This is a genomic window from Mesorhizobium sp. B3-1-9, from assembly GCF_006439595.1.
In the GTDB taxonomy this organism is placed as follows: domain Bacteria; phylum Pseudomonadota; class Alphaproteobacteria; order Rhizobiales; family Rhizobiaceae; genus Mesorhizobium.
Genome location: NZ_VFTJ01000001.1, coordinates 456550 through 474218, shown reverse-complemented (window position 1 = coordinate 474218; position 17669 = coordinate 456550). Strand labels below are relative to the sequence as shown.

Genomic DNA, 17669 nt, shown 5'->3' with positions numbered 1-17669 from the left:
ATCGATCATCCCACTGCCGCGGAAGGAAGCGAACCATGGCCCATGAAACCATTATCGTCGAGACACGCGGCAAGGTCGGACTGATCACGCTGAACCGGTCCAAGGCGCTCAATGCGCTGAATTCGCAAATCCTTGCGGAGGTCGTGGCGGCGGCGAGCGCATTCAATGCCGATCCCGGGATCGGCGCGATGGTGCTTACCGGCTCGGAAAAGGCGTTTGCCGCCGGCGCCGACATCAAGGAAATGCAGGCGATATCCTTCGCCGACGCCTACACGCAGGACTTCTTCGTCGGCTGGGAGGAATTCACGCGCACGCGCAAGCCCATCATCGCGGCGGTTGCGGGCTACGCGCTCGGCGGCGGCTGCGAGTTGGCCATGATGTGCGACTTCATCATCGCCGGCGACAACGCCAAGTTCGGCCAGCCCGAAATCACGCTCGGCGTCATGCCGGGCATGGGCGGATCGCAGCGGCTGACCCGCTTCGTCGGCAAGTCGAAGGCGATGGACATGTGCCTGACCGGGCGGATGATGGACGCGGCCGAAGCCGAGCGCAGCGGGCTGGTATCGCGCGTGGTGCCGGTCGCCGAACTGCTCGACGAGGCGCTGAAGGCGGCGGCCAAGATCGCCGAGTTCTCGCTGCCGTCGGTCATGATGACCAAGGAGGCCGTCAACCGCGCCTACGAGACGACGCTTGCCGAAGGGCTGCGCTTCGAGCGGCGCCTGTTCCATTCGCTGTTCGCGCTCGATGATCAGAAGGAAGGCATGGCCGCCTTCGTCGAGAAGCGGAAGCCGAATTTCACCAACCGCTAGGGCACGTTGCCGAATGACTGAAGGCGGGTCATGGCGTGATGCGCTTTCGGTCTCCAAAAAGACCGCCAAGTGGCGTTGACGCACCGGAAAAGCTGAACTATAAGCCGCACCAACCGAGGCGGCCCTGTGGCTGCCCGTTTGTTTTTTGCGCCCTGCGGCACCCCGCTGGCGCCCACCAGATCGGAAGAGAGGCATCATGGCCAATACGTCTTCGGCCAAAAAGGCAACGCGCAAGATCGCCCGCCGCGCGGCGGTCAACAAGAACCGTCGCTCGCGTGTCCGCACCTATGTGCGCCAGGTCGAAGAGGCGCTGGCCGCCGGCGACAAGGCCGCGGCGGTGGCAGCCTTCAAGGCGGCGGAGCCGGAGTTGATGCGCGCCGCCACCAAGGGCGTCGTCCACAAGAACACAGCTTCCCGCAAGGTTTCGCGGCTTGCCCAGCGGGTCAAGACGCTGTCGGCCTGACCGACTTAATCCTTAATCAACCGATGTTGAACCCGGTCGCACAGGCCGGGTTTTTTCGTTTGCCGGCAAGTACTTAAAAAAATTGCTCGCAAGCAACGCTTGCGACGTGATTCCAATGCCAGTAATGTTTTGCCGGCATATTCAACGCCGCTGATACCGGCACGCCCTCCCCGCGGCAACTGCCCAAATTTGCCTGGCAAAAAATCTGCAGTTTTTTCAAAGACTTACAGCCGGTCATCCACAGCTTGTTCAACTCAAGATCGAGCGGCGGGGGAGAAGTAGCTGTCAAGAGAATTATTTCAGAATATTTCGTTTCGGGCGGCCTTTTTCATATTCGCCGGAAAAGGGTTTGAATCACAATGGCTTTGTCAAAATGTGCCGTCGCAGCACCCGATTTCAAGCCCCGTCTGGTAACCAGATTCGTTAAAAAACCGTTAGATGTGGCCTTGCCCTATCCACAGCGATTTCGGTAATGTCCATCCATCGAAGGGACGGGCTGTAGCCCCTGACCCAGCCTGAATCGGCCAGCACAAAATGGCAGAATTCATGACGTGGAGCAATTCCGCGTGCGGCTTGGTTTGTCTCTTCGGTGCGGGTAGGGGACTGGCGTAATTGTACATGGCAGTCGATGTCTCGCCGGCGTTTTCGCCGGAGGGTGATGTATTGCCTTGTCGTTGTCGGAGGCCGGCGTGCGGAGCCGGCAGCTGGTTCCTTGCGCGAGTTGCGACGATCGTTGCCGGCGGCGGCAGCGGCATCGCGGCGAAATGAGGTCGCCGGACCAAGGATGCAGGAGGCGCATCCCCGGTGGAAAAGGGTACGAGAAGACAAGGAACTTTGATCATGCAAAGCGGCATCGAGAGGGAGCTAGCGGGCGAGCTTCCATTTCCAGCAACTTTTGTCGGAGGGGGCGACGTGGCGGCATCCAGCGACGCGGAACAGAAGTTCGAACGGGTCAAGACCCAGCTGAAGGCGCGTCTTGGGGCCGAGGTCTATTCGAGCTGGTTCGGTCGCATGAAGGTCGCCGAGGCCTCCCGCGGCATTATCCGCATCTCGGTGCCTACGGCCTTCCTGAGGTCCTGGATCAACGGCCATTATCTCGAGCTTATCGCGGAGCTGTGGCGGCATGAGGATCCGGACATCCTCAAGATCGAGATCGTCGTGCGCACCGCGACGCGGCAGGGGCGCAACCCTGTCGAGCCGGAAATCGCGCCGGCGCGCAAGATGACCAAGCAAACGCATACCGCGCTCGCCAACGGCACCGCGAGCGCCGGGCGCGTGGAACAACGGGCGCCGGCGCCCCGCCAGGGCGCGTCCGCGGAACCGGAGTTCCGCCACAATGTGCTGGGGTCACCGCTTGACCCGCGTTACACGTTTGCCTCCTTCATCGAAGGGCCGTCGAACAGGGTGGCCTTCGCCGCGGCCAGGGCGGTGGCGGAATCGCAGTCGAGCGCGGTGCGCTTCAACCCGCTTTTCCTGCATGCGACCGTCGGGCTCGGCAAGACGCACCTCCTGCAAGCGATCGCCGCTGAATCGCTGCGGCACAACCCGAAGTCGCGCGTCGTCTATCTGACGGCGGAATATTTCATGTGGCGCTTCGCCACCGCGATCCGCGACAACAACGCGCTGACCCTGAAGGAGCAGCTGCGCGACATCGATCTCTTGATCATCGACGACATGCAGTTCCTGCAGGGCAAGTCGATCCAGCACGAGTTCTGCCACCTCATCAACATGCTGCTCGACAGCGCCAAGCAGGTGGTGGTCGCGGCCGACCGGCCGCCCTCGGAACTGGAATCGCTGGAGCCGCGCGTGCGTTCGCGCCTCAATGGCGGCGTGGCGCTGGAAATGTCGGCGCCGGATTTCGCGATGCGGCTCGGCATGCTGAAACTGCGCCGCGCCACCACCAAGACCGACGACACCTCGCTCGACATCTCGGACGAGATCCTGGAGCATGTCGCGCGCACGGTGACCGGCAGCGGGCGCGAGCTCGAAGGCGCCTTCAACCAGCTTCTGTTCCGCCAGTCCTTCGAGCCGCAGATCACCATCGACCGCATCGACGAGATTCTCGGCCACATCTACCGCTCCGGCGAGCCGAAGCGCGTGCGCATCGAGGACATCCAGCGCATCGTGGCGCGCCACTACAACGTGTCGAAGACGGAGCTTCTGTCCAACCGGCGCACGCGCACCATCGTCAAGCCGAGGCAGGTGGCGATGTATCTGTCGAAAGTGATGACGCCGCGCTCATTGCCGGAGATCGGGCGCCGCTTCGGCGGCCGCGACCATACGACCGTGCTGCATGCCGTGCGCAAGATCGAGGACCTTTCGGGCGGGGACAACACGTTGGCGCAGGAACTCGAGCTGCTCAGAAGGCTGATCAACGACCAGGCCTGAAGGGGCGCAGAAATAATCGGCGACGCGCTTCGCCGGCTTTATCCCCAGAAAGCCCGCGCTGCCGGCCGGAACCGGTGCCGCGGGCTTGCGTTCGCAGGCTTTTTACTGTCAGCTTACACAGATTCTGAAAGCCTTTCAGGGCTTTCGCGGGATGCCGCCTGCCGGTGACCCGTTCATTCATTGAAGCGAGCCTGTTTCGTCATGCGTGTTATCCTGGAACGGTCAAATCTCTTGAAGTCCCTCAACCACGTCCACCGCGTGGTCGAGCGGCGCAACACCATACCGATCCTGTCCAACGTGCTGCTCAGCGCCGAGGGCGCCAGCCTCGAGATGAAGGCCACCGACCTCGACCTTGAGGTGACGGAAGCGACGCCCGCCAAGGTCGAGCGCGGCGGCGCAACGACGGTGCCGGCGCATCTGCTCTACGACATCGTGCGCAAGCTTTCCGACGGCGCCGAGGTGATGCTGAAGACGGACGAGGACGGCAACGCGATGACCGTCACCTCCGGTCGTTCGAGCTTCCGTCTGCAGTGCCTGCCGCAATCCGATTTCCCGGAGCTTTCGGCCGGTTCATTCTCGCATATCTTCCGGCTTGAATCGGCGGCGCTCAAGGGCCTGATCGACAAGACCCAATTTGCCATCTCCACCGAAGAGACGCGCTACTATCTCAACGGCATCTTCCTGCACACGCATGAGGTGGGCGGCAAATTGAAACTACGCTCGGTGGCGACCGACGGGCATCGCCTGGCGCGGGCCGAGATCGACGCGCCCGCAGGCTCCGAAGGCATGCCCGGCATCATCATTCCGCGCAAGACGGTGAGCGAGCTGCAGAAGCTGGTCGACGACCCCGACGTGGCTGTGACCACGGAGCTGTCGGACACCAAGATCCGCTTCACCATCGGCAGCGTCGTTTTGACCTCGAAGCTGATCGACGGCACCTTCCCCGACTATCAGCGCGTCATTCCGACCGGCAACGACAAGAAGCTGATCATCGACCGGCAGAGCTTCGCCGCGGCGGTAGACCGCGTTTCGACCATTTCCTCCGAACGCGGCCGGGCGGTGAAGCTTTCGATCAATGAGGGCCAGGTGACGCTCGCGGTCAACAATCCGGATTCGGGCAGCGCCACCGAGGAACTGGCGGCCGACTATTCGTCGGACCCGATCGAGATCGGCTTCAACGCCAAATACCTGCTCGACGTCGCGGCCCAGCTCACCGGCTCGGAAGCCAAGTTCATGCTGGCCGATGCCGGTTCGCCGACGCTGATCCACGACATGGCCGACGAAACGGCGCTCTACGTGCTGATGCCGATGCGGGTCTAGGTTCGGCACGGACAACATGTCGTCGTGACCGCGGATGCGAAACAGCTTCGGCAACAGAGCCATTTAAGTAAGCTATCACTTACAAATTTCCGTAACTACGCGGCGCTCTCGCTTGAACTTGCGCCCGGCGCGGTGGTGCTGTCGGGCGACAATGGCGCCGGCAAGACCAATCTCCTGGAAGCGATCTCGTTCCTGACGCCGGGCCGTGGCCTGCGCCGCGCGCCCTATGGCGATGTGGCGCGCGAAGGCGGCGACGGCGGCTTCGCCTTGCATGCTCGCATCGAGGGACCCGAGGGACAGGTGGAGATCGGCACCGGAATTTCCGGCGGCGACGCCGCCGGTGAAGGCGGCAGGAAGGTGCGGATCAACGGCGCGCCGGCGCGATCGGCCGAGGATATGCTGGAATGGCTGCGGGTCGTGTGGCTGACACCGGCGATGGACGGGCTGTTCCCTGGACCGGCGGCGGACCGCCGCCGCTTCCTCGACCGGCTGGTGCTGGCGATCGACCCCGGCCACGGCCAGCGCGCGCTCGACTATGAGAAGGCCATGCGTAGCCGTAACCGCTTGCTTACCGAAGGTTCCCGCGACGGCGCCTGGTTCGACGCGATCGAGACGCAGATGGCCGAGACCGGGGTGGCGATCGCCGCGGCGCGGGCCGAGCTGGTGCGCCTGCTTGCCGCCATGGTCGACAGGTTGCCTGGCGGCGGGCCGTTTCCGCAGGCCGATATCAGCCTTGCCGGTGATCTGGAAAGCGAGGTCGCCGTCGCGCCAGCCGTCGATGTCGAGGAGCATTTCCGCCGCGCGCTTGCCAATGGCCGCGAGCGCGACCGCGCCGCCGGCCGCACGCTGGACGGGCCGCACCGTTCCGATCTCGTGGTCCGGCATCGGCCGAAGTCGATGCCGGCGGAGCTCTGTTCGACCGGCGAGCAGAAGGCGCTGCTGGTCGGCATCGTGCTGTCGCATGCCAGGCTGACCGGCGAGATGTCGGGCTTGACGCCAATCCTCCTCCTGGACGAGATCGCCGCGCATCTCGACGCGGGCCGGCGCGCGGCGCTGTTCTCCATCCTGGAGGAGCTGAACTGCCAGGCCTTCATGACAGGCACGGATGCCGCGCTGTTTTCCAGCCTTGAGGGCAGAGCGCAGTTCCTGACGGTCGATCACGGCAGCGTCGGCGTGACCGGGTGATCTCTTGAAGAACCCGGCTTCGGCTTGCGCTGCGGGACAAGGCTTCGCCTTGCCCGTACATGACAAGGCTCTGCGCCGGCGATATGGTTCGACGATGACCAATGCCGCGCTGACCGACAAAGAGCTCGAACGCTACGCCCGCCACATCGTGCTGCCCGAGATCGGCGGCCCCGGCCAGCAGAAGCTGAAACGGGCCCGGGTGCTGGTGATCGGCGCCGGCGGGCTCGGCGCGCCGGTGCTGGAATATCTTGCCGCCGCCGGCGTCGGCACGCTCGGCATCGTCGATGACGACACGGTCTCCTTGTCCAACCTGCAACGGCAGGTGATTCATGGAAGCGACATGATCGGCATGGCCAAGACCGACAGCGCGCGGGAAGCGATCATGCGCATCAACCCCAACGTCACGGTGGAACCGCATCGCCTGAGGCTGACGGAGGAGAATGCCCCTGCCCTCGTCGCCCGCTACGATGTCGTCGTCGACGGCTCCGACAATTTCGAAACGCGCTACGCGGTCGCCGATGCCTGCGCCAGCAAGAAGAAGCCCCTCGTCACCGCGGCCGTCGGCCGCTTCGACGGCTCGGTGACGGTGCTGAAGCCGTTCGAGGCCGGCGCCGACGGCAAGCGCAATCCGAGCTATCGCGACCTGTTCCCGGAAGCGCCGCCCGAAGGGCTGGTGCCGTCCTGCGCCGTCGCCGGCATCGTCGGCGCGCTGACGGGCGTCATCGGCACGCTGGAGGCGATGGAGGCGATCAAGCTGATCACCGGCATAGGCGAGCCACTGATCGGCCGGCTGCTGCTCTATGACGCGCTCACCGCCCGCTTCGACACCATCCGCTACAAGGCCGTGTAAGCATGGACCAGATCGTCGGCATCTCCATAATTCGCCTTGCCGCGGATTTCGACCAATGGGGCGACTTGCTCGCGATGATCCGGCGCGCTTTTGCCTATATGGACGGCGTCATCGACCCGCCGTCATCGGCGTATCTTTTGACCGCCAAGGCGCTTGGCGAGAAGGCGAAGCGGGAGACGGGTTTTCTGGCCGTCGAGAACGGCCGCATCGTCGGCTGCGTCTTCGCGCTGGAACGGCCGCAAGATTTCTATGTCGGCAAGCTCGCCGTCGAGCCACGGCTTCAGGGCCAAGGCATCGGAACCCGGCTGATGCGAGCGGTCGAGGATCTTGCCCGCAAGCGCGGCAAGGATGCGATCGAGCTTCAGACCCGTATCGAACTGACCGCAAACCATGCGGCCTTCGCCCGGCTCGGCTTTGGCGAGACCGCGCGCACGGCGCATGCGGGCTATGACAGGCCAACCTCCGTCACCATGCGCAAGGTGCTGTCTTGAGCCTCGCACTTAGCCCGCAAGAACAGGCGATCGCCGCCGGCCAGGATGGCGCGGCAATTGCGATGCGCATCGTCGCCGAAAGCGCCCGCCTGCTCGGCGCGCCGCGTCTCATCCCGATCGCTTCCACCCATATCGACGGGGCGCTTTACCATGGCGATTCCGGTACCTTGTTCGCCGAGCGGCTGGTCGAAGGCGGCGCGAAGGTCGCGGTGCGCTCGACGCTCAATGTCGGAGCGCTCGACCTTATGGGATGCTCGCGCATCCGCCTCGAAGAGCCGCGTCGCGGCATGGCGCGGCGGATGATGGAGGCCTATCGCAAGCTCGGCTGCGAGCAGAGCTGGACCTGCGCCCCCTACCAGGCCGGACACAGGCCCGCGCTCGGCAGCGACGTCGCCTGGGGTGAGTCCAACGCGGTCGTCTTCTGCAACTCGGTGCTGGGCGCGCGCACCAACCGCTATGGCGACTTTCTCGATATCGCCTGCGCGATTGTCGGCCGCGCGCCGGACTATGGCCTGCACCGGCCTGATAACCGCCGGGCGCGGCTTGTCTTCGATGTCTCGAGCCTGTCGCCATCCTTCCTCGCCTCGGAGATCGCATGGCCGGTGCTGGGCAGCCTCTATGGCCGCGAGGTGGGCAATGCGATCGGTGTCGTCAGAGGCGTGACCGGTCATCCCGGCGAGGACGCGTTGAAGGCCTTCGGCGCGGCGGCAGCCTCGTCCGGCGCGGTCGGCCTGTTCCACATTGCCGGCGTGACGCCCGAGGCTCCCGACGTCGAAACCATCCTGGCCGGGCAGGAGCCGGAAGCGGTGATCCGCGTGACGCCCGACATGGTGGCGAAGGCGCGCGCCGGCCTGTCGACCGCGGCAGCGCCAAAAACCATCGACGCGGTTGCGATCGGCAGCCCGCATCTGTCGCACGCCGAGTTCGACAGCCTGGAACGGCTGATCGCCGGGCGGCGGCTCGCGGTGCCGATCTACGCCTGCACCGGCCGCCATGCGCTTGCCCTGCTGGAGCAGAATGGCCGGCGGAAGCGGCTCGAAGCGAGCGGCGTCGTCATCGTCGCCGACACCTGCGTGGTGGTGACGCCGATCATGCCGGAGCTCGGCAACGGCGTTTTGATGACCAATTCGGGCAAGTTCGCGCATTACGCGCCGGGCAACACCGGCTACGCGGTGCTCTACGCCTCGCTTGCCGACTGCGTCGAAAGCGCGGTCCTGGGCAAGCCGGTCTTCACGGAGATCGCCGCATGAGCACAGCAGCCGAAATCCTCGTACCGGGCAAGGCGGGCGAAGGCGACGCGCTGGTGCTGACGGCGCCGATCAGCTTCTGGGGCGGCGTCGATCCGAAGACAGGCCGCATCGCCGATGTCCGCCACCCGCAGCATGGCGAAGTCATTGCCGGCCGGGTGCTGTTCCTGCCGGGCACGATCGGCTCGTCATCCGCTTCGGCGGTGCTGATGGAGCTCGTCCACAACGGCCGCGCGCCGGCCGCCCTGGTGCTGCACGAGCCGGACGCCATCCTGCTGCTCGGCCTGATCGTCGCCCGGGAAATGGGCTGGGCAACGCCGATGGCGGTGCGGCTCGAACGCGGCACGTTCGACAGCTACCGCGGAGCCACCGTCACGGTCGCCTCGGACGGCACAGTGACCGCCGCTGTTTAAACGTTTTCAGGTCCTGAGCGGCAGGACACGATCCGGCGGACGGTGGCCGTCGAAGAAGGCGCGGATATTGATGATCACCTTCTCGCCCATGTCGATGCGGCCCTCGAGCGTGGCCGAGCCCATGTGCGGCAAAAGCACCACCTTGCCCTTGGCGGCAAGCTTCATCAGCTTGGTGTTCAGCGCCGGCTCGTGCTCGTAGACGTCGAGGCCGGCACCAGCGATCTTGCCGTCATGGATGAGCTTGACCAGCGATTCCTCGTCGATGATATCGCCGCGCGCGGTGTTGACGAGGTAGGCCGAAGGCTGCATCAGCGCGAGGCGACGACCCGACAGCAGGTGGAACGTCGCCGGCGTCGACGGGCAGTTGACGGAGATGATGTCCATGCGGGCCAGCATCTGGTCGAGGCTTTCCCAGTAGGTCGCCTCCAGTTCCTCCTCGACCGCCGGCAGCACGCGGTGCCGGTTGTGGTAGTGGATCGAGAGGCCGAAGGCCTTGGCCCGCCTGGCGACGGCCGTACCGATGCGGCCCATGCCGACGATGCCGAGACGTTTGCCCCAGATGCGCCGGCCGAGCATCCAGGTCGGCGACCAGCCGGCCCATTTCTTCTCGCCGGTCAGCACATTGGCGCCCTCGGCCAGCCTGCGCGGCACGGCGAGCATCAGGGCCATGGTCATGTCGGCGGTGTCTTCGGTGAGCACGTTCGGCGTGTTGGTGACGGTGATGCCTTTCTTGGCCGCCGCCGCGACGTCGATCTTGTCGACGCCATTGCCGAAATTCGCGATCAGCTTGAGGTTTTCGCCGGCCTGGGCGATCAGCGCGGCATCGATATGGTCGGTGATGGTGGGGACCAGCACATCGGCTTCCTTGACCGCCGCGACCAGCTCCGGCTGCGTCATCGGCCGGTCCTCGACATTCAGGCGCGCGTCGAACAGCTCGCGCATGCGCGTTTCGACCGGGTCGGGCAGCTTGCGCGTGATGACGACGAGGGGCCGTTTTTTGCCTGCCATTTTATCCCCGAAGCTTCCTCGAAACCGATCTCGTTGAGACCTCTTTAACCAAGACCGGCGAAACTTGCAGCCAATCGCGGCACCAGCCCACTCCTGTAACAAGCGGTGCCGCCGAAGACAAAGAAAAAGGGGCGCCCGTCCCGACGGGCCGGCGCCGAAAGGAACGAAAGTGTCTGGTTTCGCGTCGCTTCGCCTGGCCTTCAGCGCAGCCCTTCTTGGCGTCCTGCTTTGCGCGCCGCAGGCGTTCGCCCAGAGTGCCGCCGCTCCCGCGCAGACCATAACGCTCGGCCCAAGCGGCCTGCCGCTGCCGCGCTTCGTCAGCCTGAAGCCGGCCCGCGTCAACTCGCGCGTCGGGCCCGGCGCCAATTATTCCGTCAACTGGATGTATCTGAAGGCCGGCCTGCCGATGGAAGTCATCCAGGAATTCGACACCTGGCGCCGCGTGCGCGATGCCGACGGCTCGGAAGGCTGGATCAACCAGTCGCTGCTCTCGGGCCGCCGCACCGCCATCGTCGCGCCCTGGCAGCGCGGCAAGGGCGGGCGAATCAACCTGCTCAACGAGCCCGACAAGGATGCCGGTGTCGTCGCCATCATCGAGCCGGGCGTGATCGGCTCGATCAAGAAATGCGACGGCCAATGGTGCGAGATGACCTTCGACGGCCATACCGGCTGGATGGCCCAGTCGCAGGTGTGGGGCGCTTATCCGGGCGAGAAGGTCAAGAACTAGGGAGTGCCGATATTCAGGTGATGCCGGCCTGCGAACGGCGGTCTCCTGCGCTTCCGGTGCTCACGTACTTTTAGTACGCTCCGCTCCGGTTCTCGGAGCCCACCGTTCTCGGCTCGGCCTGACCTGAATCTCGGCACGCCCCTATTGGGCCGCGCCAGGGCGCTCGCGGCCGATGCGGCCGAGATGCGTGTCCTGAAAACCGGTAGGCAGCTTGAGGCCGTAGCCGAGGGCACGGTCGATGGCGATGTGCGCGATCCAGATGAGCGCCACAGCGGTCGTGATCGGGCCGGCGAGCAACGCGCCCGCAAGCAGAAGAGCGAGCGGGGCAATCAGGATATGCAAGGCGTTGTAGATGACGGCGCCGACGCTTGGCCCGGCTAGGTAGCCCAGCATCGACAGGTCCGGCGCAAGGATGAGCAGCGCAAACAGCCACCAGGAAAAGCCGGACATTGCGTAGCAAACGATAGCCAACGCGGCGACGGCGACCCATTCAGACCGGACAATCAGGTCGACGGCCCGCATCGCCACGGGATCAATCGCAGCGTTTGGGACGCAGTCTCACCACGATGTCGACATTGGCGATTTCCATGCCTTCCGGCGGCGCCGGCAGGTTGGAGACGGTGACCGGTCCGCTCTCGATGTCGAAAATCCGGTTCTCGCCCTCGACGTAGAAGTGATGATGGTCGGAGGTGTTGGTGTCGAAATAGGTTTTCGAGCCTTCGACCGCCAGGATGCGCAACAGGCCGGCCTGGGTGAATTGGTGGAGCGCGTTGTACACCGTCGCCAGCGAAACCGGCACGCCGGCGGCAATCGCCTCTTCGTGCAGTTCCTCGGCGGAAAGGTGGCGGTCGCCCTTGGCGAACAGCAGGTCGGCCAGCGCAATGCGCTGACGCGTCGGCCTCAGGCCGGCTTCGCGAACCCGCTTGTCCACAGCGACATTTTCCTTCCGATAGCCCGAATCCATCTTCACGTCGAAGCTTTGTTGCCCAGCCCATCAACAGGTCCAGCATGGCAAAAAGACGTCAAAAGCCAAAACCGGACATCAGCCGACATATATTCTGTAGTCCGAATGCGATCAATAGCGCGCATTGACCCGGGCAGGCGCACGGGTTAAGCGCAAACGCCGGTTTCCGGCCGCAAACAGAGTGTGTTAGGAAACCAACGACAAGGGCGCCCTGCCGCCCGCGAAGAACACGGGGACAGAAACTTGATGGCGGGTCAAAAGTCCAGCTACGATTACGAAGAACTGCTCGCCTGCGCCCGCGGCGACCTGTTCGGGCCGGGCAATGCCCAGCTGCCCTACCCACCGATGCTGATGTTCGACCGCATCACCGAGATCAGCGAGACCGGCGGCGCTTTCGACAAGGGCTTCATCCGCGCCGAATTCGATATCAAGCCGGACCTGTGGTTCTTCGCCTGCCACTTCATCGGCAACCCGATCATGCCGGGCTGCCTCGGCCTCGACGCCATGTGGCAGTTGACCGGTTTCTATCTCGGCTGGCTGGGCGAACCCGGCAAGGGCATGGCGCTGTCGACCGGCGAGGTGAAGTTCAAGGGCATGGTGACGCCATCGGTGAAGAAGGTCGAATACGGCATCGACTTCAAGCGCGTGATGCGCGGCCGCCTGGTGCTCGGCATAGCCGATGGCTGGCTCAAGGCGGATGGCGAACCCATATATGCGGCTACGGATCTGAAGGTCGGCCTGTCCAAGCAGTCGGCCGCCTGACCGTTTTCCGCCACGGCGCCCGCATAGCCAATGGACGCCACGTCAGTTTATTTGCGTATGATCAAGGGGAAAACCGGCTAGGTCTTTCGCCCGAATACGCGGGAAGGAGTTGCGAATGAGACGGGTCGTAGTGACAGGGCTCGGCATTGTGTCGTCGATCGGCAACAATGCCAACGAGGTGCAGAGCTCGCTTTACGATGCCAAATCAGGCATCAGCTTTTCCAATTCCTTCGCCGAACACGGCTTCCGCTGCCAGGTCTGGGGCGCGCCGACGCTCGATCCCACTCCGATGATCGACCGCCGCGCCATGCGCTTCCTGAGCCAAGGCGCTGCCTGGAACCACGTCGCCATGGACCAGGCGATCGCCGATGCCGGCTTAAGCGAAGGCGACGTCACCAATGAGCGGACCGGCATCGTGATGGGTTCCGGCGGGCCGTCGACCCGCACCATCGTCGAAGCGGCCGAAACCACGCTCAAGAACAACAGCCCCAAGCGTATCGGCCCGTTCGCCGTGCCGAAGGCGATGTCGTCGACGGCGTCGGCCACCCTGGCCACATGGTTCAAGATCCACGGCGTCAACTATTCGATCTCGTCGGCCTGCTCGACCTCGGCGCACTGCATCGGCAATGCGTATGAGCTGATACAGTGGGGCAAGCAGGACGTGATGTTCGCCGGCGGCCATGAGGATCTCGATTGGACCATGTCGGACCTGTTCGACGCCATGGGCGCCATGTCGTCGAAGTTCAACGACAACGCATCGACCGCTTCCCGCGCCTATGACGTCAACCGCGACGGCTTCGTCATTGCCGGCGGCGCCGGCGTGCTGGTGCTGGAGGAGTTGGAACATGCCAAGGCGCGCGGCGCCAAGATCTACGCCGAGATCGTCGGCTACGGCGCGACTTCCGACGGCTACGACATGGTTGCGCCTTCGGGGGAAGGCGCGATGCGCTGCATGCGCCAGGCGCTTGCCACGGTGTCTTCGCCGGTCGACTACATCAACACCCACGGCACCTCGACGCCGGTCGGCGATTCCAAGGAAATGGGCGCCATTCGCGAGGTGTTCGGCGACAAAATGCCTTACATCACCTCGACCAAGTCGCTCACCGGCCATTCGCTGGGGGCGGCCGGCGTGCAGGAATCGATCTATTCGATCCTGATGATGCAGGGCGGTTTCATCGGCGAGAGCGCCCATATCGAGGAGCTCGATCCGGAATTCGAGGGCATGCCGATCGTGCGCAGGCGTATCGACGACGCGAGGATCGACACCGTCCTGTCCAACTCATTCGGTTTCGGCGGCACCAACGCAACGTTGATTTTCCAGCGCTATTCCGCGTAAGACCAGCGTTTTTCATAAGGATTGCCAAGGCATGGAAGGGTTGATGAAGGGCAAGCGCGGGCTTGTCATGGGTGTCGCCAACGACCATTCGATTGCCTGGGGCATCGCCAAGAAGCTGTCGGAACACGGGGCCGAACTCGCTTTCACCTACCAGGGCGACGCCTTCGGGCGGCGGGTCAAGCCGCTCGCCGAGAAGGTAGGAGCCTCGCTGATCGTGCCTTGCGATGTCGAGGACAGCGCCTCGGTCACCGCGACCTTCGAGACCCTCGGCAAGGCCTGGGGCGGGCTGGACTTCGTGGTGCACGCCATCGGTTTTTCCGACAAGAACGAGCTGAAGGGCCTTTACGCCGACACCAGCCGCGACAATTTCGTGCGCACAATGGTGATCTCTTGCTATTCCTTCACCGAGATCGCCCGCAACGCCGCCGCGCTGATGGGCAATGGCGGCTCGATGATCACGCTCACCTATGCCGGCTCAGTCAGGGTGATGCCGAACTACAATGTCATGGGCGTCGCCAAGGCCGGGCTGGAGGCCAGCGTGCGCTACCTTGCCAACGACTACGGTCCACGCGGTATCAGGGTGAACGGCATCTCGGCCGGGCCGGTGCGGACACTGGCCGGCTCCGGCGTGTCCGATGCCCGCCACATGTTCTCCTACCAGCAGCGCAACTCGCCTTTGCGGCGCACCGTGACCATCGACGAAGTCGGCGGCTCGGCGCTCTACCTGCTCTCCGACCTGTCGTCGGGCGTGACCGGTGAAATCCACTATGTCGATTCCGGCTATCACATCGTTTCGATGCCGGCACTGGAGGAACTGAAGCAGAACGACGGCACGCGCGAATAGTTTGCAGTCGCGACAGTAGCGTTCCAGTAAAATTGAACGCATTGGCGGAAACTCATTTTAAGGAGATATCCGCTATAAGGTCCCCTAATCTAGGGACAATGCATGCCTGCAGTCAGCAATCCGAAACGGACTCCGCTGTTCCGGCTGATCACCATCGCCAGCTCGGGCATGGGCAGTTTCATCCTTGGACTATGGGGCCTGCGATTCGGCTTCGGCGACGGCATGGCCGGCATGCCCGCCGAAACGATGGCCGGCGTCATCGCCGCGCTCTGCGCTTTGGCCGCGGGCGGTGCCGCGCTGTCGTTCTTCGCGGGCGTCGATGAATCGGCGGCCTATGTCTTCAAGGAAACCCATTTCGACAAGCTGACCGGCCTTTTGTCGCGCCAGGCCATGGTCGGCAAGATAGCCGAGGCCGCCTCCGGGACGATCCGAACAGGCGAGCCGGTGTTCCTCATCGACATCGACATCGACCGCTTCAAGCAGATCAATGACGCCATCGGCTACAGCCAGGGTGACGAACTGATCCGCGCCTTCACCAGCAGGCTGAAGGACAACATGCCGAAGAACGCGGTGATCGGGCGCCTCGGCGCCGGCGAATTCGGCGTGCTGCTGCCGGATCGCGACATCAGGGGTTCGATCGAGCGGCTCATCGAGAAGCTCATCAACGAGATGATGGAGCCCTATCAGCTGCAGAGCCATCTGCAGTCGGTCAGCCTGTCGGTCGGCATCGTGGCGATGCCGAAGGACGGCGTCGACCCAGTGCTCATCCTGCGCCGCTCGAACCTGGCGCTGCAGAACGCCCGCGCCAGCGGCGTCGGCAACTGGTCTGTCTTCCACGCCGACATGGGCCGGGTGGCGGACTACCGGCAGTGGATCGAGTCGGAGTTGAAGACCGCCTTCGACCGCGGCGACTTCAGCCTTCACTATCAGCCGCAGCTCAACCTGCCGAGCGGCCGCATCGTCGGCTATGAGGCGCTGATCCGCTGGAAGCATCCGGAGCGCGGCATGATCCCGCCGATGGAGTTCATTCCGATCGCCGAGGAAACCGGCATGATCAATCCGATCGGCGAGTGGGTGCTGCGCAAGGCTTGCAGCGACGCCCGCTACCTGCCGGAGGACTGCTTCGTCGCCGTCAACATCTCGCCGGTCCAGTTCATGACCAGGGATTTCGTCGGCATCGTGCGGGAAGTGATGGAATCGACCGGCATCAAGCCCTCGCGGCTGGAGCTTGAGGTCACCGAGACGGCAATGATGCAGGACCGCAACCGCGCCGCGGCGATCCTGGAGCAGCTTGCCGAGATGGGCATCTCCGTGGCCGTCGACGATTTCGGCACCGGCTATTCCAATTTGAGCTACCTGATCGATTTCTCCTTCGGCAAGCTGAAGATCGACCGTTCGTTCGTCAGCCGCATCGACACCGACTCCAGCTCCGGCGCGATCGTTTCGACCATTGTCGGCCTGTCGCGGGCACTGGGCGTCGGCATCATCGCCGAAGGCGTGGAGACCGAGAACCAGGCCACCCTGCTCCGAGCGGCCGGCTGCGAGGTCGTGCAGGGCTATCTGTTCGGCCGGCCAGCGCCGCTCAAGGTCGAGCTCGGCGAAGCGCGGCCCGCCTTCGGCACGCACGAACCCGCCCGCATCGTCAGCGTGCAATAAAGCACCTCGCTCTTTTCCTGACGCAATTCCGGACGGAAAACCGCTCCACACTTTTCCTGGAATTGCTTTTTTCCTGACAACGCAATTCCGGACGGAAAACCGCTCCACACTTTTCCTGGAATTGCATTTTTCCTGACGACGCAATCCCGGACGGAAAACCGCTTCACACTTTTCCTGGAATTGCTTCAGCGGCGTGCCGAAAACACCTTGAACATCCCATCGCGCGCAATCTCGGTGTGGCTGGCAAAGGCCGCCGACAGCGCCTGTTCGTAAGGAAGCTGGCGGTTGGCGACCATGAACAGGCGGCCGCCCGGTTTCAAGGCTTTCGATGCGGCGCGGATCATGCCGGCGCCGATGCCGGGTTCAGCCGCACGCCCACTGTGGAAGGGCGGATTCATGACGATCGCGTCGTAGCGCCGCTCGACCGTCTCGGTGAGAAGATCAATCCAGAAGAAACGGGGCTCGGTGGCGCCATGGACGTTCAGCCTGGCCGCTTCCAGGGCTTCGAAATCGGCTTCGTAGAGATCAATGGCCGTGAGGGCGTGCGAGCGCTGCAGGACCTCGGCCGCCAAATAGCCCCAGCCGGCGCAGAAATCGGCGAGATTGCCCTTGAGATCGCCAGGCAGGTGCGCGGCCAGCAATTTCGATCCCGCATCGACACGGTCGAAAGAGAACATGCCAGGCTTGGTCTTGAAGCCGTCGTCGACGACAAGATCGGGGTTGCCGGCGCGCAGGGTCGCGGCCGCCTCCGTACCGGTTCGCCTGAACCAGAAGGCGACGCCGTGGTGCTTCGGCAGATGGCCTTCCAACGACACCAGCGCGTTGATCCGCTTGCGCAGGCTGTCGATGCCGTCCTCCTTGCCACCCGCGACCGCGATCAGCCCGCCCGGCACGGTGCGTTCGATGGCGTCGGCGATGCGCAACTCATTTTGCCCACGATGACGGCCAGCAAGCACCAGCGCCAGCTCGAAGCCGGTACCCTCGGCGCGCGGCGTGACCGCGCAGCCAGACGCCTGCAGCGCTCGAAAATGTGGCCGAAAGCCTTGCACCAGTTGCAGCGCCGCCTCGAAGCCGGCGGGCAAGCGGAAGCCGGGCTCGGCGCCGAGAAACAGGACGCGGGCATCCTTTCGCGGCAGAGGCAGCGCCTCGGCCTCGAACGGGTAGAACAGCGTCTTCAGCGGCTCCGCGGCCATTCACCTGCTCCGT

Annotated in this window: 18 protein-coding genes; 14 read left to right on the top strand and 4 right to left on the bottom strand. The window is 64.2% G+C overall.

Going from position 1 to position 17669, the window contains the following annotated elements:
* Positions 1–35: 35 nt before the first annotated feature.
* The 9 genes from FJW07_RS02225 (at position 36) to FJW07_RS02185 (ending at position 9166) form a co-directional block, all read left to right on the top strand.
* Positions 36–809, top strand: a complete 774-nt coding sequence (locus FJW07_RS02225) for an enoyl-CoA hydratase (RefSeq protein ID WP_140656263.1) — start codon at positions 36–38, stop codon at positions 807–809.
* A gap of 196 nt (positions 810–1005) precedes the next feature.
* Complete coding sequence (gene rpsT, locus FJW07_RS02220; RefSeq protein ID WP_140645317.1) at positions 1006–1272, top strand: 30S ribosomal protein S20; 267 nt, start codon at positions 1006–1008, stop codon at positions 1270–1272.
* Positions 1273–2112: 840 nt separating this feature from the next.
* Entirely contained in the window at positions 2113–3660 is a 1548-nt protein-coding gene (gene dnaA, locus FJW07_RS02215) for a chromosomal replication initiator protein DnaA (RefSeq protein WP_140645318.1), read from the top strand.
* Positions 3661–3861: 201 nt separating this feature from the next.
* Positions 3862–4980: a DNA polymerase III subunit beta gene (dnaN, locus tag FJW07_RS02210; protein WP_140645319.1), complete on the top strand. Its 1119-nt coding sequence runs from the start codon at positions 3862–3864 to the stop codon at positions 4978–4980.
* Between the two features lie 24 nt (positions 4981–5004).
* The gene (gene recF, locus FJW07_RS02205; RefSeq protein ID WP_140854149.1) at positions 5005–6165 is read left to right on the top strand and encodes a DNA replication/repair protein RecF; all 1161 of its coding nucleotides are present in this window, start codon (positions 5005–5007) and stop codon (positions 6163–6165) included.
* 94 nt (positions 6166–6259) lie between these two features.
* Positions 6260–7015 (top strand): molybdopterin-synthase adenylyltransferase MoeB, encoded by a 756-nt coding sequence (locus FJW07_RS02200; RefSeq protein ID WP_140854424.1) that lies wholly within the window; start codon positions 6260–6262, stop codon positions 7013–7015.
* A 2-nt stretch (positions 7016–7017) separates the two neighbouring features.
* Positions 7018–7506, top strand: coding sequence for a GNAT family N-acetyltransferase (locus FJW07_RS02195; RefSeq protein ID WP_140854148.1), 489 nt, complete (start codon positions 7018–7020; stop codon positions 7504–7506).
* Positions 7503–8756, top strand: a complete 1254-nt coding sequence (locus FJW07_RS02190; RefSeq protein ID WP_140854146.1) for an aconitase X catalytic domain-containing protein — start codon at positions 7503–7505, stop codon at positions 8754–8756. Before FJW07_RS02195 ends, FJW07_RS02190 begins: the two co-directional genes overlap by 4 nt.
* Positions 8753–9166 carry a DUF126 domain-containing protein gene (locus FJW07_RS02185; protein WP_140854144.1) on the top strand — a complete coding sequence of 138 codons (414 nt, stop codon included), beginning with the start codon at positions 8753–8755 and terminating at the stop codon, positions 9164–9166. The genes FJW07_RS02190 and FJW07_RS02185 overlap by 4 nt, the downstream gene beginning before the upstream one ends.
* Before the next feature lie 6 nt (positions 9167–9172).
* Here FJW07_RS02185 and FJW07_RS02180 read toward each other — a convergent pair whose 3' ends face one another.
* On the bottom strand, positions 9173–10174 hold the full coding sequence (locus FJW07_RS02180; RefSeq protein WP_140645325.1) for a D-glycerate dehydrogenase: 1002 nt from the start codon (positions 10172–10174) through the stop codon (positions 9173–9175).
* 169 nt (positions 10175–10343) lie between these two features.
* Here FJW07_RS02180 and FJW07_RS02175 point away from each other — a divergent pair, with 169 nt between their 5' ends.
* Entirely contained in the window at positions 10344–10901 is a 558-nt protein-coding gene (locus FJW07_RS02175; RefSeq protein ID WP_140854142.1) for an SH3 domain-containing protein, read from the top strand.
* Between the two features lie 141 nt (positions 10902–11042).
* Here FJW07_RS02175 and FJW07_RS02170 read toward each other — a convergent pair whose 3' ends face one another.
* Together FJW07_RS02170 and irrA are read right to left on the bottom strand one after the other, a co-directional pair.
* The gene (locus FJW07_RS02170) at positions 11043–11423 is read right to left on the bottom strand and encodes a DUF4260 domain-containing protein (RefSeq protein ID WP_140854422.1); all 381 of its coding nucleotides are present in this window, start codon (positions 11421–11423) and stop codon (positions 11043–11045) included.
* 10 nt (positions 11424–11433) lie between these two features.
* The gene (gene irrA, locus FJW07_RS02165) at positions 11434–11865 is read right to left on the bottom strand and encodes an iron response transcriptional regulator IrrA (RefSeq protein WP_140645394.1); all 432 of its coding nucleotides are present in this window, start codon (positions 11863–11865) and stop codon (positions 11434–11436) included.
* Positions 11866–12111: 246 nt separating this feature from the next.
* Here irrA and fabA point away from each other — a divergent pair, with 246 nt between their 5' ends.
* The 4 genes from fabA to FJW07_RS02145 all read left to right on the top strand — a co-directional run bounded on the left by fabA (position 12112) and on the right by FJW07_RS02145 (position 16463).
* The gene (gene fabA / locus FJW07_RS02160; protein WP_140645328.1) at positions 12112–12627 is read left to right on the top strand and encodes a 3-hydroxyacyl-[acyl-carrier-protein] dehydratase FabA; all 516 of its coding nucleotides are present in this window, start codon (positions 12112–12114) and stop codon (positions 12625–12627) included.
* A gap of 115 nt (positions 12628–12742) precedes the next feature.
* Complete coding sequence (gene fabB, locus FJW07_RS02155) at positions 12743–13963, top strand: beta-ketoacyl-ACP synthase I (RefSeq protein ID WP_140854140.1); 1221 nt, start codon at positions 12743–12745, stop codon at positions 13961–13963.
* 31 nt (positions 13964–13994) lie between these two features.
* Positions 13995–14807: an enoyl-ACP reductase FabI gene (gene fabI, locus FJW07_RS02150; protein WP_095765954.1), complete on the top strand. Its 813-nt coding sequence runs from the start codon at positions 13995–13997 to the stop codon at positions 14805–14807.
* Positions 14808–14909: 102 nt separating this feature from the next.
* Positions 14910–16463, top strand: a complete 1554-nt coding sequence (locus FJW07_RS02145) for a bifunctional diguanylate cyclase/phosphodiesterase (RefSeq protein WP_140854139.1) — start codon at positions 14910–14912, stop codon at positions 16461–16463.
* Positions 16464–16648: 185 nt separating this feature from the next.
* On the opposite strand, the gene FJW07_RS02140 is transcribed toward FJW07_RS02145, so the two are convergent.
* Positions 16649–17656: a class I SAM-dependent methyltransferase gene (locus FJW07_RS02140; RefSeq protein ID WP_140854137.1), complete on the bottom strand. Its 1008-nt coding sequence runs from the start codon at positions 17654–17656 to the stop codon at positions 16649–16651.
* Between the last annotated feature and the right edge of the window lie 13 nt (positions 17657–17669).